The 23,083-nt window shown below is 71.3% G+C and carries 24 protein-coding genes; 14 read left to right on the top strand and 10 right to left on the bottom strand.

Features of this window, described 5'->3' with window-relative positions:
• Nucleotides 1-44: 44 nt before the first annotated feature.
• From E4P38_RS15900 to E4P38_RS15885, 4 genes are all read right to left on the bottom strand, one after another.
• A complete protein-coding gene (locus tag E4P38_RS15900) occupies nt 45-947 on the bottom strand; it encodes an amino acid ABC transporter permease (RefSeq protein ID WP_135132923.1) in 903 nt (300 codons plus the stop codon).
• The gene (locus E4P38_RS15895) at nt 944-1,594 is read right to left on the bottom strand and encodes an amino acid ABC transporter permease (protein WP_135132922.1); all 651 of its coding nucleotides are present in this window, start codon (nt 1,592-1,594) and stop codon (nt 944-946) included. Before E4P38_RS15895 ends, E4P38_RS15900 begins: the two co-directional genes overlap by 4 nt.
• A gap of 93 nt (nt 1,595-1,687) precedes the next feature.
• Nucleotides 1,688-2,581 (bottom strand): glutamate ABC transporter substrate-binding protein, encoded by an 894-nt coding sequence (locus E4P38_RS15890; RefSeq protein WP_135132921.1) that lies wholly within the window; start codon nt 2,579-2,581, stop codon nt 1,688-1,690.
• A 15-nt stretch (nt 2,582-2,596) separates the two neighbouring features.
• Nucleotides 2,597-3,349 carry an amino acid ABC transporter ATP-binding protein gene (locus E4P38_RS15885; RefSeq protein WP_209309138.1) on the bottom strand — a complete coding sequence of 251 codons (753 nt, stop codon included), beginning with the start codon at nt 3,347-3,349 and terminating at the stop codon, nt 2,597-2,599.
• A 161-nt stretch (nt 3,350-3,510) separates the two neighbouring features.
• Here E4P38_RS15885 and miaB point away from each other — a divergent pair, with 161 nt between their 5' ends.
• Entirely contained in the window at nt 3,511-4,962 is a 1,452-nt protein-coding gene (miaB, locus tag E4P38_RS15880) for a tRNA (N6-isopentenyl adenosine(37)-C2)-methylthiotransferase MiaB (RefSeq protein ID WP_135132919.1), read from the top strand.
• Between the two features lies 1 nt (nt 4,963).
• Here the strand turns inward: miaB and E4P38_RS15875 are convergent, their stop codons facing one another.
• Complete coding sequence (locus tag E4P38_RS15875; RefSeq protein ID WP_245161065.1) at nt 4,964-6,343, bottom strand: DUF349 domain-containing protein; 1,380 nt, start codon at nt 6,341-6,343, stop codon at nt 4,964-4,966.
• A gap of 427 nt (nt 6,344-6,770) precedes the next feature.
• Between E4P38_RS15875 and E4P38_RS15870 the strand changes: the two genes are divergently transcribed.
• From E4P38_RS15870 to dapF, 3 genes are read left to right on the top strand one after another with little or no spacing between them, the layout of a single operon-like run.
• Complete coding sequence (locus tag E4P38_RS15870; RefSeq protein ID WP_135132917.1) at nt 6,771-7,496, top strand: hypothetical protein; 726 nt, start codon at nt 6,771-6,773, stop codon at nt 7,494-7,496.
• Complete coding sequence (miaA, locus tag E4P38_RS15865) at nt 7,493-8,416, top strand: tRNA (adenosine(37)-N6)-dimethylallyltransferase MiaA (RefSeq protein ID WP_135132916.1); 924 nt, start codon at nt 7,493-7,495, stop codon at nt 8,414-8,416. The genes E4P38_RS15870 and miaA overlap by 4 nt, the downstream gene beginning before the upstream one ends.
• Entirely contained in the window at nt 8,413-9,291 is an 879-nt protein-coding gene (dapF, locus tag E4P38_RS15860) for a diaminopimelate epimerase (RefSeq protein ID WP_245161064.1), read from the top strand. Before miaA ends, dapF begins: the two co-directional genes overlap by 4 nt.
• A gap of 3 nt (nt 9,292-9,294) precedes the next feature.
• Here dapF and E4P38_RS15855 read toward each other — a convergent pair whose 3' ends face one another.
• Nucleotides 9,295-9,501, bottom strand: coding sequence for a hypothetical protein (locus E4P38_RS15855; protein WP_135132915.1), 207 nt, complete (start codon nt 9,499-9,501; stop codon nt 9,295-9,297).
• A gap of 137 nt (nt 9,502-9,638) precedes the next feature.
• Between E4P38_RS15855 and hflX the strand changes: the two genes are divergently transcribed.
• The 3 genes from hflX to E4P38_RS15840 all read left to right on the top strand — a co-directional run bounded on the left by hflX (nt 9,639) and on the right by E4P38_RS15840 (nt 12,919).
• Complete coding sequence (hflX, locus tag E4P38_RS15850; protein ID WP_245161063.1) at nt 9,639-11,090, top strand: GTPase HflX; 1,452 nt, start codon at nt 9,639-9,641, stop codon at nt 11,088-11,090.
• Between the two features lie 61 nt (nt 11,091-11,151).
• Nucleotides 11,152-11,874 (top strand): phosphatase PAP2 family protein, encoded by a 723-nt coding sequence (locus E4P38_RS15845; RefSeq protein WP_245161062.1) that lies wholly within the window; start codon nt 11,152-11,154, stop codon nt 11,872-11,874.
• Entirely contained in the window at nt 11,846-12,919 is a 1,074-nt protein-coding gene (locus E4P38_RS15840) for a hypothetical protein (protein WP_135132913.1), read from the top strand. Before E4P38_RS15845 ends, E4P38_RS15840 begins: the two co-directional genes overlap by 29 nt.
• 41 nt (nt 12,920-12,960) lie before the next feature.
• Here the strand turns inward: E4P38_RS15840 and lexA are convergent, their stop codons facing one another.
• The gene (lexA, locus tag E4P38_RS15835; protein ID WP_135132912.1) at nt 12,961-13,716 is read right to left on the bottom strand and encodes a transcriptional repressor LexA; all 756 of its coding nucleotides are present in this window, start codon (nt 13,714-13,716) and stop codon (nt 12,961-12,963) included.
• A gap of 200 nt (nt 13,717-13,916) precedes the next feature.
• Between lexA and E4P38_RS15830 the strand changes: the two genes are divergently transcribed.
• From E4P38_RS15830 to E4P38_RS15810, 5 genes are all read left to right on the top strand, one after another.
• Complete coding sequence (locus E4P38_RS15830; protein WP_135132911.1) at nt 13,917-14,525, top strand: LysM peptidoglycan-binding domain-containing protein; 609 nt, start codon at nt 13,917-13,919, stop codon at nt 14,523-14,525.
• Nucleotides 14,526-14,686: 161 nt separating this feature from the next.
• On the top strand, nt 14,687-15,472 hold the full coding sequence (locus E4P38_RS15825; protein ID WP_135132910.1) for a hypothetical protein: 786 nt from the start codon (nt 14,687-14,689) through the stop codon (nt 15,470-15,472).
• Between the two features lie 419 nt (nt 15,473-15,891).
• On the top strand, nt 15,892-16,401 hold the full coding sequence (gene nrdR, locus E4P38_RS15820; protein ID WP_135132909.1) for a transcriptional regulator NrdR: 510 nt from the start codon (nt 15,892-15,894) through the stop codon (nt 16,399-16,401).
• A 137-nt stretch (nt 16,402-16,538) separates the two neighbouring features.
• A complete protein-coding gene (locus tag E4P38_RS15815) occupies nt 16,539-19,418 on the top strand; it encodes a vitamin B12-dependent ribonucleotide reductase (RefSeq protein WP_135132908.1) in 2,880 nt (959 codons plus the stop codon).
• A gap of 142 nt (nt 19,419-19,560) precedes the next feature.
• Nucleotides 19,561-20,001: a VOC family protein gene (locus tag E4P38_RS15810; RefSeq protein WP_135132907.1), complete on the top strand. Its 441-nt coding sequence runs from the start codon at nt 19,561-19,563 to the stop codon at nt 19,999-20,001.
• A 13-nt stretch (nt 20,002-20,014) separates the two neighbouring features.
• Here E4P38_RS15810 and E4P38_RS23245 read toward each other — a convergent pair whose 3' ends face one another.
• From E4P38_RS23245 to msrA, 3 genes are all read right to left on the bottom strand, one after another.
• On the bottom strand, nt 20,015-20,212 hold the full coding sequence (locus E4P38_RS23245; RefSeq protein WP_209309137.1) for a hypothetical protein: 198 nt from the start codon (nt 20,210-20,212) through the stop codon (nt 20,015-20,017).
• Between the two features lie 89 nt (nt 20,213-20,301).
• Nucleotides 20,302-20,754: an SRPBCC family protein gene (locus E4P38_RS15800; RefSeq protein ID WP_135132906.1), complete on the bottom strand. Its 453-nt coding sequence runs from the start codon at nt 20,752-20,754 to the stop codon at nt 20,302-20,304.
• Between the two features lie 159 nt (nt 20,755-20,913).
• Nucleotides 20,914-21,429, bottom strand: a complete 516-nt coding sequence (gene msrA, locus E4P38_RS15795) for a peptide-methionine (S)-S-oxide reductase MsrA (RefSeq protein WP_135132905.1) — start codon at nt 21,427-21,429, stop codon at nt 20,914-20,916.
• A 110-nt stretch (nt 21,430-21,539) separates the two neighbouring features.
• Between msrA and E4P38_RS15790 the strand changes: the two genes are divergently transcribed.
• On the top strand, nt 21,540-22,118 hold the full coding sequence (locus E4P38_RS15790) for an MBL fold metallo-hydrolase (RefSeq protein WP_135132904.1): 579 nt from the start codon (nt 21,540-21,542) through the stop codon (nt 22,116-22,118).
• Nucleotides 22,119-22,212: 94 nt separating this feature from the next.
• Nucleotides 22,213-23,061: a DUF817 domain-containing protein gene (locus E4P38_RS15785; RefSeq protein ID WP_135132903.1), complete on the top strand. Its 849-nt coding sequence runs from the start codon at nt 22,213-22,215 to the stop codon at nt 23,059-23,061.
• Nucleotides 23,062-23,083 lie beyond the last annotated feature (22 nt).

Raw genomic sequence — 23,083 nt, 5'->3', positions numbered from 1 at the left:
GGAACGGCGTGTCGCGCGCGACGCGCCGGGATGGGGCGGGTGGTTCAGGGGGTGGCTATTCCGCCACCGCCACCCATCTGCACATCGGCGGGCAGTTCCACGTCCTCGGTGGCGGCCGTCTTCATGTTCCGGCGCGTCCGCCGTTCGACGTAGCGGGCCAGCGTCGACAGCAGCACGTTGACGACGATGTAGATGACAGCGGCGGCGACGTAGAGCTGGAACGTGTACAGGTCGCCGAAGCGGAAGTTGAAGAACTCCACCAGGCTGCGGGCCTGACGCAGCAGCTCGAAGTATCCGACGATGAAGCCGAGCGAGGAGTCCTTGAGCAGGACGACCAGCTGGGCGATGAGCACCGGGAGCATGCGCCGGACGGCCTGCGGCAGCAGGACCACGGTCATGACCTGCCACTTGCGCATGCCGATCGCGAAGGCCGCTTCCCGCTGCCCGCGGTCCACCGACAGGAGGCCGGCACGGAAGATCTCGGCCAGGACCGCCATGTTGTAGAGCGTCAGGCCCAGGGCCAGCGCACCGAAGGCGCCGATCCGCAGCCCGATCGTGGGCAGGTAGAGCAGGCAGAACAGGATCAGGATCAGCAGCGGGACGGCCCGGAAGAACTCGATGACCGCGGTGACCGGTACCCGGACCCAGGCGTGGTCCGACAGGCGCCCGAAGGCGAGGAGAGCCCCGAGGACGGTGGCGCCCACCATGCCGACGGCGGCGACCTTCAGCGTGTTGACCAGCGCGGTGCCCAGCGCCTGGGGCACGCCGCTGTTCGGGTCGAACAGGACCGACCAGCGCGCCGGGTCGAGCTGGCCGTTGGCGCCCAGCCGCCACAGCGCCACGCCGATCAGCGCGAGCACCACGAGGCCGCCGATGAGCGAACCGATCCGGTGACGCCGCCGTGCGCGCGGTCCGGGGACGTCGAAGAGGACGCTCGAGGTGGTCATCGGAGGATCGCCGTCCGTCGCTCGATGACGCCGATCAACCAGGCCGACGGCAGGGTGATGACCAGGTACGCGACCACGATCGCCAGGAAGACCAGCAGCAGCTGGTTCGCGTTCTCGTTCGTGAGCCGCTGCAGCGCGGCGGTCAGTTCCGTGACCGCGAAGCCGGCGGCGATCGAGGTGTTCTTCGCCAGGGCGATCCAGACGTTGCCCAGCGGCGGGACGACGGTCCGGAAGGCCTGCGGCAGGACGATGGTGCCCAGCGTCTGGCGGAAGTCCAGGCCGAGCGCCCGCGCGGCCTCCGCCTGACCCGGCGGCACCGAGTTGATGCCCGACCGCAGCGCCTCGGAGACGAACGCCGCCGTGTAGAGCGCCAGGGCCGCGACGGCGGTGATGAACCGCGTCGGGAACTGCAGGTCGATCTCGACGATTCCGAACGCGAGGAAGAAGAACACCACGGTCAGCGGGGTGTTGCGGAAGATCTCGACGTAGAAGGTGGCCGCCCCGCGCAGGGGAGCGACCGGGCTCACCCGCATCGCGGTCAGGAGCGTCCCGATGACGAGGGCGCAGATGCCGCTCACGACGGCCAGCGACAGGGTCGTCAGGAAGGCGTCCCGCAAGAGCGGGAAGTTGTCGGCCAGGAAGGACATGCCACCTCCTCTCGGGTCAGTTCACGGGCATCAGTTCAGGGGCGTGGTCCGGTGGGGAGCCGGGAGCACCCGACTCCCCACCGGACGGTTGCGTCAGTAGCGGTTGACCTTCGGCGGCTCGGGAGCCTCGGTGCCGCTGATGTCGCCGGCGGTCTTGTCCCACGCCTCGGCCCAGGCGCCGTCCTCGAAGGCCTCCTCGAGCACGTCGTTGATGAAGTTGCGGAACTCCGTGTCGCCCAGCTTCAGGCCGATGCCGTACGGCTCCTTGGTGAAGGTCTCGCCGACCAGCTCGAAGTCGTCGGGGCTCCCGGCGATCAGACCGGTGAGGATGACGTTGTCGGTGGTCACGGCCTGCACGTTGCCGTTGCGCAGGTCGTCGGCGCACTTGGAGTACACGTCGTAGGTGGTGAGCTGCGCCTGCGGGTAGTTGGTCCGGATGTTCTGGGCCGGGGTCGAGCCCTCGACCGAGCAGACCGTCTTGCCGGCGAGGTCGTCCGGTCCGGCGATGTCGTCCGGGTTGCCCTTGGCGACCATGATGTCCTGGCCGGCCTCGTAGTACGGGCCGGCGAAGTCGACGACCTGCTTGCGGGTGTCGTTGATCGTGTAGGTCGCCACGACGATGTCGACCTGACCGTTCTGGATGAACGGCTCACGGTTCGCCGACACGGTCTCGGTCCACGTGATGTCCTCGGCGTCGATCCCGAGCTTCGCCGCGACGAGCGTGGCGATCTCGACGTCGAAGCCCTCGGGGTTGCCGGTCTGCGGGTTCAGCAGGCCGAACCCGGGCTGGTCGAACTTCGTGCCGATCGTGATGGCGCCGGCCTCGTTCAGCCGAGCCATCGTGGTGCCGGCGTCGAAGCTGACGTCGGTCTCGACGGCGGCGGTGTTCTCGGCGGCGTCCTCGGCCTGGTTGCCGGCCTCGCTGGCACAGCCGGCCAGGAGCAGGCCGGCGGCCGCGGCCAGGGCGGCGTAGCGGGTGATGCGCATGGGGATTCCCTTCGGTCAGTGGTTGAGGATCTTGGACAGGAAGTCCTTGGCGCGGTCCGACGTCGGGTTGGTGAAGAACGTCTCCGGGTCGGCGGACTCGACGATCCGGCCGCCGTCCATGAAGACGACCCGGTTGGCCGCACGGCGGGCGAAGCCCATCTCGTGCGTGACGACGACCATCGTCATGCCGTCCCGGGCGAGCCCGATCATCACCTCGAGGACCTCGTTGATCATCTCGGGGTCGAGGGCGGACGTCGGCTCGTCGAACAGCATGACCTTCGGGTCCATCGCCAGTGCACGCGCGATGGCGACCCGCTGCTGCTGGCCGCCGGACAGCTGGGCCGGGTACTTGTCGGCCTGTGCGCTGACGCCGACGCGTTCGAGGAGTTCTCGCGCGCGCTTCTCGGCGTCGGCCTTCGACGTCCCCCGGACCTTGATGGGGCCGAGGGTGACGTTCTGCAGGATCGTCTTGTGGGCGAAAAGGTTGAAGCTCTGGAACACCATGCCGACGTCGCTGCGCAGGCGGGCGAGCTGCTTGCCCTCGTCGGGGAGCTTGACCCCGTCGATGGCGATCTCGCCCTTCTCGATCGACTCCAGGCGGTTGATCGTGCGGCAGAGCGTCGACTTCCCGGAGCCCGACGGCCCGATGACGACGACGACCTCTCCGCGGGCGATCTGCAGGTCGATGTCCTGCAGGACATGAAGTTCGCCGAACCACTTGTTGACGCCCGACAGCCGGACGAGAGGCTCTCCGTTCGAACTGGTCACCGGCAGACCCTATGGGCGGCGGGGGTCGCTCAGCGGTCCACCCCATCACGAAGGCGTAACGGATCGGCCCGGGATCGGCAGAGTTCCCGGTCAGGGCAACGGTTCGACAACGTTCGGCGGCCGGAGTGCGCCGGAGGCGGCGCCGTACTCTCGGTGCTGACATGAGCAGCTTCCCCTCGGCCCCGGCGCGCACCTATCGGGTGCGTACCTATGGGTGCCAGATGAACGTGCACGACAGCGAGCGCCTGTCCGGCCTGCTGGAACAGGCCGGCTACACCGCCGCGCCGGAGGGGGACGACGCGGACGTCGTCGTCCTCAACACCTGCGCGGTCCGGGAGAACGCGGACAACCGCCTCTACGGCAACCTCGGGCACCTGCGGCCGGTGAAGGACGCCCGCCCCGGCATGCAGATCGCGGTCGGCGGGTGCCTGGCGCAGAAGGACCGCGGCGAGATCGTCCGTCGCGCCCCTTGGGTCGACGTCGTCTTCGGCACGCACAACGTCGGCTCACTGCCGGCCCTGCTCGACCGCGCCCGCCACAACGCCGAGGCCCAGGTGGAGATCGTCGAGTCCCTCGAGGTCTTCCCGTCGACCCTGCCGGCCAAGCGCGACTCCGCCTACTCGGGCTGGGTCTCGATCAGTGTCGGTTGCAACAACACGTGCACGTTCTGCATCGTCCCGTCGCTGCGCGGCACGGAGAAGGACCGCCGTCCCGGCGAGATCCTGGCCGAGGTGCAGGCGCTGGTCGACCAGGGCGTGCTCGAGGTGACCCTGCTCGGCCAGAACGTGAACGCCTACGGCGTGGAGTTCCGCGACCGCGGCGCGTTCGCCGACCTGCTCCGCGCAGCCGGTGCCATCGACGGCCTCGAGCGCGTCCGGTTCACCAGCCCGCATCCCCGCGAGTTCACCGACGACGTCATCGCGGCGATGGCCGAGACGCCGGCGGTCTGCCACCAGCTGCACATGCCGCTGCAGTCGGGATCGGACGACGTGCTGCGCCGGATGCGTCGCGGCTACCGGCAGGAGCGCTACCTCGGGATCGTCGACCGGGTCCGGGCAGCGATGCCCGACGCCGCGATCACCACCGACATCATCGTGGGCTTCCCCGGCGAGACCGAGGCCGACTTCCAGCAGACCATCGACGTCGTCCGGCAGGCGCGGTTCGCCAGCGCCTTCACCTTCCAGTACTCCAAGCGTCCCGGGACCCCGGCCGCCGAGATGGACGGGCAGCTGCCCAAGGACGTCGTCCAGGAGCGCTACCTGCGGCTGACCGCGCTGCAGGACGAGATCAGCTGGTCGGAGAACCGGGCGCTCGTCGGCCGGCAGGTCGAACTGCTGGTCGCCGCGGGCGAGGGCAGCAAGGACAAGGCCACCGGCCGGCTGTCCGGCCGAGCCCGGGACGGCCGGCTCGTGCACTTCACGGGTGCGGACGGCGTCCGTCCGGGCGACGTCGTCGAGACCGTGGTGACCGAGGCGAAGCCGCACTTCCTGGTCGCCGACGGCGCGCTCCTCGCGCACCGCCGGACCCGGGCCGGGGACGCCTCGGAGGCGGGCACCCGCCCCTCGACGCCCGGCATCCTGCTCGGGATGCCGCAGGTCGGCGCCCCCGCCTGACTCAGCGCCGGGAGGCGGACTTCTCGGCCTCGGCCAGCCACTCGCGCCGGGTGGCGAGGTTGGCCTGCGCCTCCTCGATCCGCCGCTCGTCGCCCGCGGTCTCGGCCTTGGTGAGCTGTTCCTCGGCCTTGGTGACGGCGGCGCGCATCGAGGTCACCATCGGGTTCTCGGGGGCGGACCGGGCGCGAGAGTTGTCGGTGGCGCCACGGACCTTCTGCTCCACGGCCTGCATGCGGTCCTCGAGCGAGCGCATGGCACCGCGCGGCACGTGACCGATCGCGTCGTAGCGCTCCTGGATCTTGCGCAGCGCGTTCTGGGCGCCCCGCAGATCGGTGGTGGGATCGAGCCGCTCGGCCTCGGCCAGCAGCTCTTCCTTCTGCTGCTGGTTGGACTGCTCCTCACCCGTGCGCTTCTTGTCCGAGTCGGTGCGGGCGGCGAAGAAGACGTCCTGCGCGGCGCGGAACTCCTTCCACAGGTCGTCGTCGCCGTCGCGCCCGGTGCGCGGCACGGCCTTCCAGCGGTCCATGAGCGCCCGCATGGCGGCACTGGTCGGGCCCCAGTCGGTGGAGGTGGCCAGTTTCTGGGCCTCCTTGATGAGGTCCTGCTTGGCCGAGCGTGCCTCGCCACGCTGGGCGTCGAGCGAGGCGAAGTGCGCACCCCGCCGGCGACCGAACGCGTCGCGGGCCGCGGCGAACCGGGTCCACAGCGCCTCGTCGGTCTTGCGGTCGATCCCGCGGATCGTCTTCCACTCCTCGACGATCGTCTTGAGCCGGTCTCCGGCCGCCTTCCACGCCGTGGACTCCGCGGCGATCTGCTCGGCCTCGGCGGCGAGCGCCTCCTTGCGGGCGATCTGCCCCGCGCGCGCCGCCTGCTTCTCCGCGCGGGACTCGGCGGCCGCGGAGTCGGCCGTGTCGACCATGGCCCGGGCCCGGGCGGCGAGACCGTCGAGGTCACCGACGGCGGCCGCCGTGGGGATCGACTCCGCGAGCACCTGCGCCTTGTTCTTGATCTCGCCGGGGTTGCCGGTGTGCGCCTTCAGCCGCGCCTCGAGCAGGGACACCTCGGTGGCGAGGTCGTCGTAGCGGCGGCCGTAGTGCGCCAGCCCGGCAGCGGGCTCGCCTGCCTGCCAGTTGCCGACGGCCCGTTCGCCCTCGGCCGTGCGGACGTAGACGGTGCCCTCCTCGTCGACCCGGCCCCAGAGCGACGGGTCGCTCACCTCGGCCGCGGGGACCTCGACCGGGGCAGCGGGGGCGGCGGCCGGGGCTGGGGACGGCACCGGCGGCCGGGGCGCCATCGGGCGCGGGACGGGCCTGGGGGTGGCGAGCGCGGGAGCGGGAGCGCCGGCGGGGGCCTCGTGCTTCCCGCTCGGGCTCTCCGGCATCGCGACCGGTGTCTCGTGCTCCGCGTCAGGGGCTGCGTGCTTCCCGGTCGGTGCCTCGGGCTCAGCGGCAGGCTCTGCGGCCGGCTCTGGGATGGGTTCTGCGACGGGCTCTGCGACGGGCTCTGCGACGGGCTCTGCGACGGGCTCTGCCACGGAGGCTGCCGCCGGCTCTGGCACGACCGCGTCCGTGGTGGGGTCGGCCAGTTCGGCGTCGCCGGGGGACGGCGCCGCCGGAGTGCCCGCGTCCGGCGTGACCGCTTCGGGGCCGGCGACCCCGGGGGCGGGTGTTTCCTCGTTCACCGCCTCCGGGCTGCTTGCGTCCTGGTTCTCCACAATCGGCGGAGAGGCCTGCTGCGCCCCCCAGAGGGGGTTGTCCGTGCTCGACACGTCCGGCAGTGTCCCACGTCGCATCCGGGAGACTGCTGCTGTGATCGCCGTTCCCTCAGGGCTGCCGGCGCGGGATGCCCGCGCGACGGTCGCCGTCGCCTTCTGTCCGTCGCCCCCTCTGCTCCTTCCCGGCGTCGAGGGGCGGGCGGCGCCCGAGACCGCGGAGCTGAGGCGGGCATGCGCCGAGGCGGTCGGCCGGATGCTGGCGGCGCGGCCCGAGGTGGTGGTCGTGGTCGGCGGCGGGCCGGCTCCCGGGGTCCGCTTCGGGGCCGGTGACAGAGGCGACCTGCGGGGATTCGGCGTCGATCTGGAGATCGCGTTCGCCGAGCGGGTGCGGCCTGGCGGGCGCAACCTTGCCCTCGCGCACACCATCGGCGCCTGGCTGCTCGACGAGGCCGGCTTCGCCGGCACCCGCGTCGGCGTCGGCCCGGCGGACCTCGGTCAGCTGGTCCGGGATCTGCCCGGTCCGCTCGGGATCCTCGCCATGGGCGACGGCTCGGCCCGGCGCACGGTGAAGGCCCCCGGATATCTGGACGACGCCGCCGCGCCCTTCGACGCCACGGTGGCCGCGGCCCTCGCCTCCGGGGACGCGGCTGCGCTGGCGGCACTCGACCTCGGCGAGGGGGAGCGACTCCTCGCGGCGGGGACCCGGACCTGGCAGGCGGTCGGCGCCGCGCTGACCGGCCGGGCCGTGACCGCCCACCTCCTCCTGGACGCCGCACCGTTCGGGGTGGGCTACCTGGTCGCCGACTGGACCGCCGCATGAGCTCCCCGCCCCCGGTCGTCGCCGTCGTCGGCCCGACCGCCACCGGCAAGACCGCGCTCGCGGTCGCCCTGGCCCGGCGCCTCGGCGGCGAGGTGGTCAACGCCGACTCGATGCAGCTCTACCGCGGCATGGACATCGGGACGGCGAAGCCCGACGCCGCCGAGCGGGGCGGCGTGCCGCACCACCTCCTCGACCTCTGGCACGTCCGCGAGGCCGCCTCCGTCGCCGGGTACCGGGACCTGGCCCGCGCCGAGATCGACCGGCTGCGGACGGCCGGGACGATCCCGCTCCTGGTGGGCGGGTCCGGCCTGTACGTGCGCGCGGTCCTCGACGAGCTGGACTTCCCCGGCACCGACGCGGCGCTCCGGGCGCGGCTGGAGGAGGAGCTCACCGCCGTCGGCCCGGCCTCGATGCACGACCGGCTGGCCCGGCTCGACCCGGCCGCCGCGGCCGCCGTCCTGCCGAGCAACGGACGGCGGATCGTGCGAGCACTGGAGGTCATCGAGCTCACCGGCGAGCCCTTCCGTGCCCAGCTGCCCGCGCCCCGGCCGCACTATCCGTCCGTCGTCGTCGGCCTGGACCGCGAACCCGCCGAGCTCGACGAGCGGATCGCGCTCCGCGTGGACCGCATGTGGGCGGCCGGCTTCGTCGACGAGGTCGCCGCGCTGGCAGCCGACGGCCTGCGCGAGGGCCCCACCGCGTCCCGCGCGCTCGGCTACGCCCAGGTGCTGGCCCAGTTCGACGGCACCCTCACCGCCGACGAGGCGCGCGAGCGGACCGTGAGCACCACCCGCCGGTTCGTCCGCCGCCAGCGGTCCTGGTTCCGGCGCGATCCGGCGCTCACCTGGTTCGACGCGGGCCGCACCGCCCTCGTCGACGCCGTCACCTCGATGATCACCGACCGTACGATTCAGGCGTGAACTCCCAGACCGGTCCGCGGGTGCTCCTCGGGCACGGCACCGAGAACGACTTCGTCGTGCTGCCCGACCCCGACGGTGACGTGTGGCCGGATTCCCGGCTCGACGCGGCGATGGTCCGCCGGCTGTGCGACCGCCGCGCGGGACTCGGCGGCGACGGCGTCCTGCGCGTCGTCCGCTCGGTCCATGTGCCCGACGCCCCGGAGGTCCTGGGCGAGACCCTCGACCGCTGCGAGTGGTTCATGGACCACCGGAACGCCGACGGGTCGCACGCGGAGATGTGCGGCAACGGCATCCGGCTCTTCCTGCACGTCCTCGTCACCGAGGGACTGCTGGACCGGTCCGCCTGCGAGGCCGGCGTCCTGGTCGGGACCCGCGGCGGTCCCCGGCGCGTGGGTGCGACCCCCGACGGTGCCTACTGGGTCGACATGGGCCCGACCCGTCCGTTCGGCGAGGGCGAGGCGCGCCTGTCGGGCCGGGCCTTCGCCGGCCTGGCGGTGTCGATGGGCAACCCGCACCTGGCCTGCCTGACCGAGGTCGACGTCGACTCGCTCGACCTCTCGGCGGCACCCTCCTTCGACGCGGCGCTCTTCCCCGAGGGGGTGAACGTCGAGGTGATCAACGTGGTGGAGCCCGGCGAGCACATCCGGCTCCGGGTGTTCGAGCGCGGGGTGGGGGAGACCCGCTCCTGCGGGACCGGCGCCTGCGCGGCGGCCTACGCGGGCCTGGTGGCCGACGGCCGGACCTCGGGGACCGTCATCGTCGACGTCCCCGGCGGCCGCTTGTCGGTGCGGGTCGACGAGGGGACGACGGTCCTCACGGGCCCGGCCGTGATCGTCTCGACCGGTGCGCTGTGCGCGGAGTGGCTCGCCGGCTGACCGTCAGGCGCGGTCGTCGTCCTCGGTCGGCGCCTCCGGCATCATCGACTGGCCCTCGGTCCCCGGGCTGCCCTTCGGCTCACCGCGGCCGCTGTCCTGGTCGGGCCCGCCGCCGAAGGGATTGCGCGGCGGATCGAGGCCCTTGGGGTCGCGACCCGGGTCATCCATCTCCTCGTCGGAGCTCCGACTGCTGGATCCGGACTCGCTCATGGAACCTCCTCGTCGAGTGGATGCGTCCGTGTGCACCTACCCGTACGAATGCGGGATGCACTCGGACGTGGGATGCGTTGCACCCGGTGATGACAACTCAGGTGCCCCAGCCGCTGGGGCGTGCAACTCTGGAGACGATGACGACCGCCCCCGATCCCGTGCCGTTCGACGAGAAGACCCGCCCTGCCCCGACCGGGCAGTGGGACGAGCCCGACGACACCAGCGGTTCCTATGACCTGGAGGCCCGCGGGGCGCTGCGGCGCGTGAACGGACTCTCCACCGAGCTCGCCGACGTCACCGAGGTCGAGTACCGCCAGCTCCGACTGGAGCGCGTCGTGCTCGTCGGGGTGTGGACCGAGGGCACGCAGCTCGACGCCGACCGATCGCTCGCCGAGCTCGCCGCGCTGGCGGAGACCGCCGGCTCGGAGGTGCTCGAGGCGGTCAGCCAGCGCCGGGACCGGCCCGATGCAGCGACCTACGTGGGCTCGGGCAAGGCGATCGAGATCCGCGACATCGTCGCGGCGACCGGCGCCGACACGGTGATCTGCGACGGCGAGCTGACGCCGGGCCAGCTCAACCAGCTGGAGAAGGTCCTCAAGGTCAAGGTCGTCGACCGGACGGCGCTGATCCTCGACATCTTCGCCCAGCACGCCAGCAGCCGGGAGGGCAAGGCCCAGGTCGAGCTCGCGCAGATGCAGTACATGCTGCCGCGACTGCGCGGCTGGGGTGAGTCGCTGTCCCGCCAGGCCGGTGGCCGCGTCGCCGGGGGTGGCGGCATCGGAACCCGCGGTCCGGGTGAGACGAAGATCGAGACCGACCGGCGCCGGATCCGCTCGCGCGTGAGCAAGCTGCGCCGCGAGATCGCCGGCATGGCGACCGCACGGGCGACCCAGCGGTCGAGCCGTGACCGCAACGCCGTGCCCAGCGTGGCGATCGCCGGCTACACCAACGCCGGCAAGTCCAGCCTGCTGAACGCGCTGACCGGCGCGGGCGTGCTGGTGGAGAACGCCCTGTTCGCCACACTGGACCCCACCGTGCGCCGGGCGGAGTCGCCCGACGGCCGCGAGTACACGCTGACCGACACCGTCGGCTTCGTCCGTCACCTGCCCCACCAGCTGGTGGACGCGTTCCGCTCCACCCTGGAGGAGGTCGCGGCGTCGGACCTGCTGCTGCACGTCGTCGACGGATCCGATCCCGACCCGCTGGGCCAGATCGACGCCGTCCGGGTGGTGCTCGGCGAGATCGACGCGGCGAGCGTCCCCGAGGTCATCGTCGTCAACAAGGTCGACGCCATGACCGAGGACGACGTGCTGTCGCTTCGCCAGGCACTCCCCGGCGCGGTGTGGATATCGGCCAAGACCGGCGTCGGCATCGACACCCTCCGCGACCTGATCGCCAGCCGCCTGCCGCACCCGGACGTCGACGTCGACGTGCTCGTCCCTTACGACCGGGGCGATCTCGTGGCGCGGGTCCACCGCGACGGCGAGGTGCTCGAGGAGCGGCACGAGGAGTCGGGTACGCGGCTGACCGCCCGGGTGGACGGCGCGCTGGCGGCCACCCTCGAGGAGTTCGCCGTCCCGGTCGGGTGACGCCGGGTGTCCACCCCGTCGCTCCGATCACGGTCAGGTCACGGCCCGGTACGGTGACCCGGTGACGAGCGGCGTGATCAGGGACGCCGGCACGCCCGAGAAGACCTCCGTGGTCTCGGCCGGTCGGCCGGCCTGGTGGGCAATGGCCCTCGCCCTCGTGGTCGGCTCCCTGGTCACCGCCGACCTGCTGACCCGCGGCTGGCTCGAGCAGATGGATCTGCAGGTCTCCGAGGTGATCAGCGACTGGGACCTGCAGAACTCCGTCGCATTCCCGGTCGTGTGGGTGCTGACCCAACTGGGCGGCCGCGTGGCGATCCTGGCCGTGCTCGCGGTCCTCGTCGGCTACCTCGCCTGGCGCCGCCACACCCGGTTGCCGCTGGTGCGGGTCCTGCTCGCGCTCGCCCTGCTCACGCTGGTGGTCTACGCGATCAAGCACGGCACCGGCCGTACGGCACCCGGGTTCCCGGGCTCCTTCTTCTTCCACGACGACGGCGCGTCGTTCCCGTCGGGGCACGTCGCCAACGCGGTCCTGATGTGGGGGGTCGCGCGCTGGCAGGCCGTCGAGTACGGACTGCCCGTGCGCGTGCAGCGGGCGTTCTGGTTCCTGAGCATCGCCGGGCCGGTCATCACCGGGCTGGCCATGATCTCCCTGGACTACCACTGGGTCACCGACGCCGTGGTGGGCGCCTGTGTCGGTGTCCTGCTGTTGGGCGTGGTTCACGCACTGGACGCAGCCGTTCTGTCACGCTGGGTACGTGCCCGAGCAGGCCGGCAGACCGCGTAGCGGCTCGCGGGGGCGACTGCTGGCGTCGGGGAGTGTCCTCGGTGCCGCCCTCGTCCTCGGCTGCCCCGTGCCCGCGTCCGCCGAGGTCGCCGGGCCGACGGCGCAGTGCCAGGTCACCGATCCCCGGCTGGCGGAGCTCTCCGGCCTCGTCGCCGTCGACGACCAGATGGTCGCGATCAACGACGGCGGGGAGCAGGTGTCGGTCTTCCTCCTGGACGCCGCCTGTCAGGTCGGCGACGTGCACACCGCAGCGGTCGACCCGTACGACCCCGAGGACCTGGCCGTCGCCGCGGACGGCACCGTGTGGCTGGCCGACACCGGAGACAACAACGCGAACCGCCCGACGGTCGCGCTGATAGCGCTGCGGCCCGACGGCACGACCAGCGTCTACCGGCTCACCTATCCCGACGGCCCGCACGACGCCGAGGCGCTCCTGCTGGCGCCGGACGGGACGCCGTACCTCGTCACCAAGGAGATCCTGGGCGCGAGTGGCGTGTACACGCCGGCGTCCCCCCTGGTGGACGGCGGAACGGTGGCGCTGGCTCGGGCGGCCGCGGTGAACATGACGTTCACCGGAACCGCCGGCGGTCCCGTCGGGCAGGCCGGCCAGCTCCTCGTCACCGGGGGAGCGGTCGCCCGGGACGGCAGCGCCTTCGCCCTGCGCACGTACACCGACGCCTACGTCTGGACGCTGAGCGGATCCGACATCCCCACGGCGTTCGCCGCGGCGCCGGTGCGGATCCCGCTCCCGGACTCCCCGCAGGGGGAGGCGATCAGCTTCGCGGCGGACAACCGGAACCTGCTCGTGGCCAGCGAGGGACTGCCGAGCGAGGTGACCGTCGTCCCGCTCGCGGCCGAGACCGTGGCTTCGATGACCACACCCGTCGAGGGGCCGGCGCCGAGCCTGACCGACCTCGGCCGGTCAGGGCTCTCGCCGATCACCAATGCGCTGATAGCGGCCGCAGTGGCTACCGTCGTCGTCTGGATCGGCGGGAAGTTGCGACGAGATTCCTCGCACCGCCGCCCCGCGGAGCGCCGTCCCTGAGTCGGTGACTCGAGGGACGGCGACCCGCGTCTCGGGTGGTCTCAGATCCGCCGCAGCACGCTGACGACCCGGCCGAGCACCGACGCATCGTCGCCCGGGATGGGGTCGTACGCGGCGTTGTGGGGCATCAGCCACACGTGGCCGTCGCGCCGCTTGTAGGTCTTCACCGTCGCCTCGCCGTCGATCATCGCGGCGACGATCTCGCCGTTCTCGGCGGTGGGCTGCTGCCGGACGACCACCCAGTCGCCGTCGCAGATCGCGGCGTCGACCATCGAGTCACCGACGACCTTGAGCATGAACAAAGTGCCCTCGCCGACGAGCTCGCGGGGGAGCGGGAAGACGTCCTCCACGGCCTGCTCGGCGAGCACCGGGCCACCGGCGGCGATCCGGCCGACCAGCGGCACGTACGTCGGCGCTGATCCCTGGTTCTCCGCGCCGGCCGCGAGGTCCGACACGGCGGCGGCGTGCGGGCTGTCGCCCGGCAGACGCACGTCGAGGGCCCGGGGGCGGTTGGGGTCGCGCCGCAGCCAGCCCTTCTTCTGCAGCACCGACAGCTGGTGGGCGACCGAGGACGCGGACGACAGCCCGACAGCCTCACCGATCTCCCGGACGGAGGGGGGATACCCGCGGCGCTCGATCGAGTCGCGGATGACCTCCAGCACGCGGCGCTGCCGCTGGGTGAGGCCGTCGCCGTCGGCCTCCCGATCCGGGAACGAGCGCACGGTGGCCGACTCGGTGCCCGCGGTGGCGTCCCCGGCTGCCCTGCGGCCGCCCGCCTTCCCGCTCTTCTCCGCCACGTCGCCTCCTTCTCCGCTGCTCGCGCAGCGTCTGTGTCCGTCGGACGGACGGTAGCGCGCCGGAGCCCTTCGATCAAACACATGTTCGAAGTGGGGACGTGTCCTGTGGCTTTCGTCGGACGTCTCCGGTAGACATCGAACAGCAGTTCGAATCGAACGCATGTTCGACGAGTCCACGCCAAGGAACGGGAGGACAGGTCATGGGGTGTGTGCAGCAGGAGGTGCTGGACTTCGACGAGGAGATCCAGCGGCCGTGGCGCCCTCGGCTGGTAGCTGTGGCCGGCGGCAGCGACGACCCCGGGGTCCGTCCGCTGCGGGCACACTCCTCCGGGCGGAGCTCCTCCCGGGTGGGTGTGTGCCGCCCGCCCGAGCCTCTTACTGAGTCGGCGGCTCCGGCGCGGCGGGCCGCCGGCACCTCCGCCGCACGTACCGACGCGCTCCGTGCGCGTGTCGCGCCGCCCGGCGCGTCATCGGGCCGGGCCCCGAGCAGTCGTCGTCCCGGCACCATCCGTCCGGGCGCCCGAGGGGTGCGGCTGACCCGGCGGGCGCGCCGGCTGGCAGTGGTGCTGACCCTCGCTGCCGGCGTCGCCGTCGGCTCGTGGCTCGGGCCACTCCTCGCCGGGAGCGGGGGAGACCTCCACCTCGCCGGAGTCCAGAGCGTGGTCGTGCAGCCCGGTGACACGTTGTGGTCGATCGCGTCCGTCGCCGCAGGGTCCGGTGACGTGCGGGAGGTGGTCGACCACATCCAGGAGCTCAACGGCCTCCAGGGCACGGTGCTGCTGCCCGGTCAGGTGCTCGAGCTGCCGTGACCAGGGGAGATGTCCGCGATGCGCCGACCCAGCGACCGGCGCTACGCCTCGTCGGGACGGGCGTCACGGCAAGAGACGCACAACGTCGCGCCCCGACTTCGTCAACCCTCAGTACGGGCGCGTTCACAGTCTGTGGTCGCTCGAACGCTTACGGTCGTCACGTGTCAGGCGCCATGGAGAACCGAGCAGCTGTGTTCACCAGTCAACCTCAGGCCATCGAGGTCTACCAGGCCGGAGCGTGGTGGGCGGGTGAACTGCTCGGCTGGCGGCACGCCGACGACGGGTCCTGCCAGGTGTGGGTCCGCGTGGTCCTCGGCGGGGTCGAGGAGACGGCCTGGACCGACCTCACCACGCTGCGCCTCCCGGAGCGCCACCTCTCCGTCGCCCAGCCCAGTGCGTCGACCCGCGGTCCGGCCACCCAGGAGATGTCGGTGGCGCGCCACCCCTCCGGCCGGCGAGCCCGCTCGGCCGATGGGGACCCCCAGGCGACCGCCGGGATGCCGATGGTCCGCGATCTCGCCGTCGTACCGGACTCCCCGTCCGCCGGGGGTCGCCGCACCGCCGACGAGACGGCTCAGTTCGCGTCCGTGGGTCGCCGCCGCGCTCCCGAGGGCGGGGAGCCGCCCGTGGGACGCCGCCGCGCTCCCGAGAACTCGGCCCCGCTCGCGGGTGCTGCCCCCGCCCCCTCTCCCGGTCGGCATCGCGCCCCTGGTGACCTCGGCCGCCATCGCACTGCCGACACCGGCCTGTTCCCCGCCGTGTCGCCGCGCGCTGCGTCGCCGGCTCCCCGCCCCGCGCAGCCACAGAAGGCCGCCTCCGTGGCCAGCCCGGAGGGCTGGACCGACCCGACGGGTACGGACGCCGACCTCCTGACGCGTCCGCTGCGCCTGAGCGACCACGTGCCGCACTCGCGTCGTCCCCGTGTGGGCGGCACGCGCAACGGCTGATCCCGTCGGCAGCCCCTCCTGGGGCGTGCCCGCCGTGCTTGTCCGGCCTCTTGCGGTGCCGGACCGCCCTGCCTCCGCATGCGGTCCGGGCGGTCCTTCGACGGCCTCGCGTGGCGCCGTGGCCCGCGTCCCGGGCCTCGGTCCGAGCGTCCACCGGCGCGTCCCCGCGGCGTGTCGTGTGACTCGTGGGAAGGGATGGCTCCCCTGGTCACGGCAGTGTCTGGGCGGAACACGCCGACCGACGAATTGCTTGCACATCTTGTGGAACCCGGCCTAGGGTTCCCCTACATCTAGTAGTTACAGAGTTGTAAGCCCGTCCACAGGTCGATCCTCAGGTTCTCCCCCGGACATCCACCGGATGTCCCCAGGAGGGTCCACAGGAAGGCCCGGACGGAACCCCGGGGAGGAGGTGAACCGACATGCGCTGCCCGTTCTGCCACAACGCAGACAGCAGGGTCATCGATTCGCGCGAAGCCGACGAAGGGGCGACCACCCGTCGCCGTCGTTCCTGCCCGAAGTGCAATCGACGGTTCACCACCGTCGAGGAGGCGGTGCTCGCTGTGGTCAAGCGCAGCGGGGTGAGCGAGCCGTTCAACCGCTCCAAGGTGGTCGCGGGAGTGCGGCGGGCGTGCCAGGGCCGGCCGGTCGACGAGGACCAGCTCCAGTTGCTCGCCCAGCAGGTCGAGGACGCCATCCGCGCGACCGGTGCGGCCGAGGTCCCGAGCCCCGAGGTCGGGCTAGCCATCCTGCGACCGCTCCGGGAGCTCGACGAGGTCGCCTACCTGCGCTTCGCGAGCGTCTACCGGTCGTTCACCTCCGTAGCGGACTTCGAGAAGGAGATCGCCGAACTGAAGGCCCGGCAGACCACCGCCGGCGCCCCCGAGCCAGTACCCACCGGCACCCCCGCACCAAGGACCGCCGGCACCTGAGAACTGTCAGTAGCACCCGCTAGACACAGGACAAGAGCACCACCGATCGCGGCTCTTCCCCAGCCTCCCGATCCACCCACCGCGCAGCACCGCACAGCGCACACAGAGCACATGACGACCAGGGAGAGCTCCACACCATGACCGAGACCGACGACCGCCTGGCCGGTTCCCGCGCCCGACGCAGCGCCAAGGCGCCGAGCCGGGGCAAGGGCCTCAAGATCAAGCGCGTCTTCACCACCGCCGGTGTGCACCCCTACGACGAGGTGACCTGGGAGCGCCGCGACGTCGTCATGACCAACTGGCGCGACGGCTCGATCAACTTCGAGCAGCGCGGCGTGGAGTTCCCCTCCGAGTGGAGCATCAACGCCACCAACATCGTGACGACGAAGTACTTCCGCGGCGCCGTCGGCCAGCCTCAGCGCGAGAGCAGCCTGCGTCAGCTCATCGACCGGGTGGTGCTCACCTACGGTGCGGCCGGCCGCGAGCACGGGTACTTCGCCACCGAGAGCGACGCCGAGATCTTCGAGCACGAGATGACCTGGATGCTCATGCACCAGGTGTTCAGCTTCAACTCTCCGGTCTGGTTCAACGTCGGCACGAGTGCTCCGCAGCAGGTCAGCGCCTGCTTCATCCTCGCCGTCGACGACCAGATGGACTCGATCCTGAACTGGTACCGCGAGGAGGGCCTGATCTTCAAGGGCGGCTCCGGTGCCGGCCTCAACCTCTCCCGCATCCGCTCCTCCAAGGAGCTGCTGTCCTCCGGCGGCACCGCCTCCGGCCCGGTCAGCTTCATGCGCGGTGCCGATGCCTCCGCCGGCACCATCAAGTCCGGTGGCGCCACCCGCCGCGCGGCGAAGATGGTCGTCCTCGACATCGACCACCCCGACATCGAGGAGTTCATCGAGACCAAGGCGCGCGAGGAGAACAAGATCCGCGCGCTGCGCGACGCCGGCTACGACATGGACCTCGGTGGCAAGGACATCACCAGCGTCCAGTACCAGAACGCGAACAACTCCGTCCGTGTCTCGGACGAGTTCATGCGCGCGGTCGAGGACGGCGCCGAGTTCGGTCTGCGTGCCCGCATCGACGGCTCGGTGATCGAGACCGTCGATGCCAAGACCCTGTTCAACAAGGTCACCCAGGCTGCCTGGGAGTGCGCGGACCCGGGCATCCAGTACGACGACACGATCAACGACTGGCACACCAACCCCGAGACCGGCCGGATCAACGCGTCCAACCCGTGCTCGGAGTACATGAGCCTGGACAACAGCTCGTGCAACCTGGCGTCGCTGAACCTCATGAAGTTCCTCAAGTCCGACGGCACGTTCGACTCGAAGACCTTCGTGAAGTCCGTCGAGCTGGTCATCACCGCGATGGACATCTCGATCTGCTTCGCCGACTTCCCGACCGCGCCGATCGGCGAGACCACCCGCGCCTACCGCCAGCTGGGCATCGGCTACGCCAACCTCGGCGCGCTGCTCATGGCGACCGGGCACGCCTACGACTCCCGTGGTGGCCAGACCCTCGCCGCGGCGATCACCTCGCTCATGACCGGAACGGCCTACCGCCGTTCGGCCGAGCTGGCCGGCATCGTCGGTGCCTACGACGGATACGCCCGCAACGCCGACGCCCACGCCCGGGTCATGCGCAAGCACTCGGCCGCCAACGACGCGATCCGTCCGGTCGGCGCCGACGACGCCGACGTGCTCAAGGCCGCGACCGCCCAGTGGCAGGAGTGCCTCGAGATCGGCGCCGACAACGGCTGGCGCAACGCCCAGGCCTCGGTGCTGGCCCCGACCGGGACCATCGGGTTCATGATGGACTGCGACACGACCGGCATCGAGCCGGACTTCTCGCTGGTCAAGTTCAAGAAGCTGGTCGGCGGCGGCTCCATGCAGATCGTCAACCAGACGGTGCCGCGGGCGCTCAAGAGCCTGGGCTACCAGGACGAGCAGATCGAGGCGATCATCGAGTTCATCGCCGAGCACGGCCACGTCGTCAACGCCCCGACTCTGCGGCCGGAGCACTACGAGGTGTTCGACTGCGCCATGGGCGAGCGGGCCATCTCCCCGATGGGCCACGTGCGCATGATGGCCGCGGTCCAGCCGTTCATCTCCGGTGCGATCAGCAAGACGGTCAACATGCCGGAGACGGCGACCGTCGAGGACGTCGCGAACATCTACTTCCAGGGCTGGAAGTTCGGTCTCAAGGCACTGGCGATCTACCGCGACAACTGCAAGGTCGGCCAGCCGCTGTCCGGTGGCAAGGGCAAGAACGACGGCACGAAGGAGGAGGCGACGGTCCAGTCCGCTGCCCCCGCTGCGCTGTCCCACCCGGTGCGCAAGCGCCTGCCGAAGAAGCGGACGAGCGTCACGACGTCCTTCAGCGTCGCCGGCGCCGAGGGCTACATGACTGCCGGCATGTACGACGACGGCAGCCTCGGTGAGGTGTTTCTGAAGCTCGGCAAGCAGGGCTCGACCCTGGCCGGTGTGATGGACGCCTTCTCGATCGGCATCTCGATCGCGCTGCAGCACGGTGTGCCGCTGGAGACCTACATCCAGAAGTTCACCAACATGCGCTTCGAGCCGGCCGGCATGACCGACGACCCGGACATCCGCCTCGCCCAGTCGGTGATGGACTACATCTTCCGTCGCCTGGCGCTGGACCACCTGCCCGTCGAGACGCGGGCCGGGCTGGGCATCTTCTCCGCCGAGGAGCGGGCCGCCCAGGTCTCCGGTTACGGCACCTCGGCCGCGACCGCCGAGGTCATCGAGGAGGACGTCGACCTGGAGGAGCTCCGCAGCTCCGCGCCGATCGCGACCGCCAAGGTGGAGGAGAAGGTCACCCCGGAGGGCCCGAAGTCGGTCAAGGAGGCCCACTCCTCGGCCGAGCTCCTCGAGCTCGTCACCGGGACCGCCACCGACGCGCCGCTGTGCATGACCTGCGGCACGAAGATGCGCCCGGCCGGTAGCTGCTACGTCTGCGAGGGCTGCGGCTCCACCAGCGGCTGCAGCTGACAGCAAGCATCAGGATCCTGTCTCTGATGTTCTGAGCAATCTGACACCAGTGACGGAGTGCGAGTAAGAGGGGCGGGCGACCACGTGGTCGCCCGCCCCTCCGACGTTGCTGGCGGCTGTCTATTGAAGAAGGGCAACCACCATGGCACTTCAGCGGCTGGACCACGTGAGCGTCGTCGTCGACGACCTCGAGGCCGCCATCGCGTTCTTCGCCGAACTCGGGATGGAGCTGGAGGGCCGGGCGCCGATCGAGGGACCTTCGGTGGACCGTCTCAACGGGCTCGACGGCGTTCGAGTCGACATCGCGATGATGCGGACCGCGGACGACCACGGTCGGCTCGAGCTGACGAAGTTCCACACCCCCGCGGCGGTCAGCACTCAGCCGGACAATGCACTGGGCAACACACTGGGCCTGCGCAGCATCATGTTCACCGTCGACGACATCGACGCCGCTGTCGCCGGCCTGCGAGCCCACGGAGCGGAGCTCATCGGAGAGGTAGTGCAGTACCAGGACAGCTACCGGCTCTGCTACGTCCGCGGCCCCGTCGGGATCATCGTCGCGTTGGCCGAGCAGCTCAGCTAGGTGTACCCGACCGTCAGGTTGGTGCCAGGCGGCTGGTCGCGAACTCCTCGGGGCCCGGCGCCGCCGCCGGATCCATCCAGGCGGCAGTCTCGTCGGTGAAGTTCGGGTTGAAGCTGAAGCCGAGCGTCGCGAAGAACGCCTTGCTGCGCTCCAGGTCCGCTACGGGCATGTTCACGAACAGCGTGCGGCCGGGGTGGGCGGGCGTGGTCACGGGAGGTCTCCAGGTCGGTAAGGCGACGGGTACGTCCTGCTCGACCGGGCGGGCCGGCGGGACTCATCGGTGGAGTTCGGGGACGGGGGTCAGCCCCGCTCGGCCGCCTCCGCGATGTCGCCCAGGTCCTGCTCCAGAGCCTTGGTCACGGCGCGTCGGGCCAGCGGGGCGGTGACCGCGCCGAGGACTCGCGCCACCGTGCTGGTCGGCCGGCCGCCGAAGGTCGTCGTCACGTCGGTTCCGCCGTCCGCGGACGGCGCGAACGCGAAGGTCGACACGTAGTGGGCGCCTGAACTCGTCGCCTCGACGGTGTAGGACCGCTGCGGTTCCACCGCGGTCACCGTCATCTCCTCGGTCGCCGACCGGCCCATCATCGTGCGCGTCTCCCGCCAGCGCGTCCCGAGGCCGAAGGGCCCCGGCGTGAGCACCTCAACGGCGTCGACCCCCTGGATCACCTGCGGTGCGCCCGCGAGGTCGGTCGCCACGTCCCATACCCGCTGCACGGGTGCCGCCGTGTGCCGGCGGACCTCCACGTCCTGCATGCTGCCTCGCTCCGTCGACTGCCCGCGCCGCCGTCCAGCGGCACGGTCAGCCTCCCACCAGGCGACGACAGGGACGAGCCCCTCGCGCGTCGACACGAGGGGTGCGGAGACCGGGTCTCCGCACCCCTCGTGTGCTGTCTGTCGCCCTCAGCGGTTCGGCTATCGAACGATCTGCGCCTGGCGGCGCGGGAGCACCCAGTCGGGCCGCACGAAGTGGCAGGTGTAGCCGTAGGGGATCTTCTGCAGGTAGTCCTGGTGCTCCTCCTCGGCCTCCCAGAACGGCCCGGCCGCGGTCACCTCGGTGACGACCGTGCCGGGCCACAGGCCCGACGCGTCGACGTCGGCGATCGTGTCCAGAGCGACGCGCTTCTGCTCCTCGCTCGTGTAGAAGATCGCCGAGCGGTAGCTGCGGCCCACGTCGTTGCCCTGCCGGTTCGCGGTCGACGGGTCATGGATCTGGAAGAAGAACTCCAGCACGTCCCGGAACGAGATGACGTCGGGGTCGAAGACGATCTCGACCGCCTCCGCGTGATCGCCGTGATTCTGGTAGGTCGCGTTCGGGGTGTCGCCTCCGGAATACCCGACACGGGTCGAGATCACCCCCGCACGCTTCCGCAGCAACTCCTGGGCGCCCCAGAAGCAACCGCCGGCGAGGATGGCTGTCTCAGTGGTCATCGTGTGCCTCCTTCTGATCGAGCACACCCCTCACAACACCTCGACCGATGCCTCTGTTTCCGACCCGAGCCGCAACTCCGGCGCTCAGCCCGGTTGCTAGCGTCCGCCGCATGCCCGAGCTGTCGCGAACTGCCCGTGTCGACGTCCTCGTCGAGGGCTACGTGCGCATGCCGCACGTCGCGGGCACGGTGAGCCTCGTGCGCGACGCCGACCGCGTCGTCGTCGTGGATCCGGGCATGGTGGCCGACCGCGACCTCATCCTCCGGCCGCTGCGCGAGCTCGGCGTCCGACCTGAGGACGTGACGGACGTCGTCGTCAGCCACCACCACCTCGACCACACCCTCAACGTCGCCCTCTTCCCCGTGGTCCCGGTGCACGACTTCCAGTCCGTCATCGAGGGCCACACGTTCACCCGCCGCCCCGCCGACGGCGTGCAGCTCTCGCCCAGCATCCGGTTGCTGGCCACCCCCGGGCACACGCCGCAGGACATCACCACGCTCGTGGGCACACCCGACGACGTCGTCGCCCTGACGCACCTGTGGTGGACGGAGCAGGGGCCGGCCGACGACCCCTACTGCACCGACCGGGAGCAGTTGCGGCAGCAGCGCGAGCGCGTGCTCGACCTGGCCACGCTCGTCGTCTGCGCGCACGGGCCGGCCTTCCGGCCGAGCCCGTCCACGCCCCGTTGAGGTCCGGCTGGCCCGGCCCCGGGGGACCTAGCCACCGACACGCGTGTCCGGCAGTGCCCCGGCCCCCGGCCGCCGCTCATCTAGCCTTCCGCGGATGAAGCAGCTGCTGCGGTTCGCCTGGATCGAGGCGCAGTGCTGCCTGTTCGCCGTCCTGTTCTTCCTCGGTCTGGCTCTCGTCCGGGTCGTGCCGCTGCCGATCGACCCCGCCGACGCGCTGCTGATCTGGTGCCTCGGGGTCACGCTGGTGCTCTGGCTGACACGCTGGGAGACCGGCCGCGAGGTCGCCGTCATCTTCGGCTTCCACCTCGTCGGCCTGGCGCTCGAGGTGTTCAAGGTCCGCCAGGGGTCGTGGTCCTATCCCGACACCGGCCTCGCCACGATCGGCGGTGTGCCGCTCTACAGCGGCTTCATGTACGCCGCGGTGGGCAGCTACGTCTGCCAGGCGTGGCGTCGGTTCCACCTGCGGATCACCGGCTACCGGGCCCGCACGACAGCCTTCGTGGCCGGCCTCATCTATCTGAACTTCTTCACGTCGCACGTGACGTGGGATGTGCGGCTGCTGCTCGCGCTCGTCCTGCTCTTCGTGACCAGGCGCGCCTGGGTGCACTTCACCGTCGGCCGGCACCGGTACGCGATGCCGCTGGCCCTGTCGTTCGTCCTCATCGGCTTCTTCCTCTGGGCCGCGGAGAACGCCGCGACCTTCCTGCGCGCCTGGCAGTACCCCTCGCAGGAGTCGGTGTGGACCCTCGTCCACGCAGCCAAGCTCGGGTCGTGGTCGCTGCTCGTCGTGGTGAGCATCGTGCTGGTCGCGGCGGTCAAGGCCTACGAAGGAAAGCTCTACGGGAGCGCGGCGGAGAGAACCGTCCTGAGGGCGTACGAGGCGCCGCCCGAGCTGGTGTCGCACTCGCCGGAGCGATCCCAGCGGGTCCCCGCGGCGAGCTGATCTACCGAGCGGGCGGGACGAC

Source organism: Blastococcus sp. CT_GayMR16, assembly GCF_004570875.1.
GTDB lineage: Bacteria > Actinomycetota > Actinomycetes > Mycobacteriales > Geodermatophilaceae > Blastococcus_B.
This window is presented reverse-complemented; position numbering and strand designations above follow the sequence as displayed.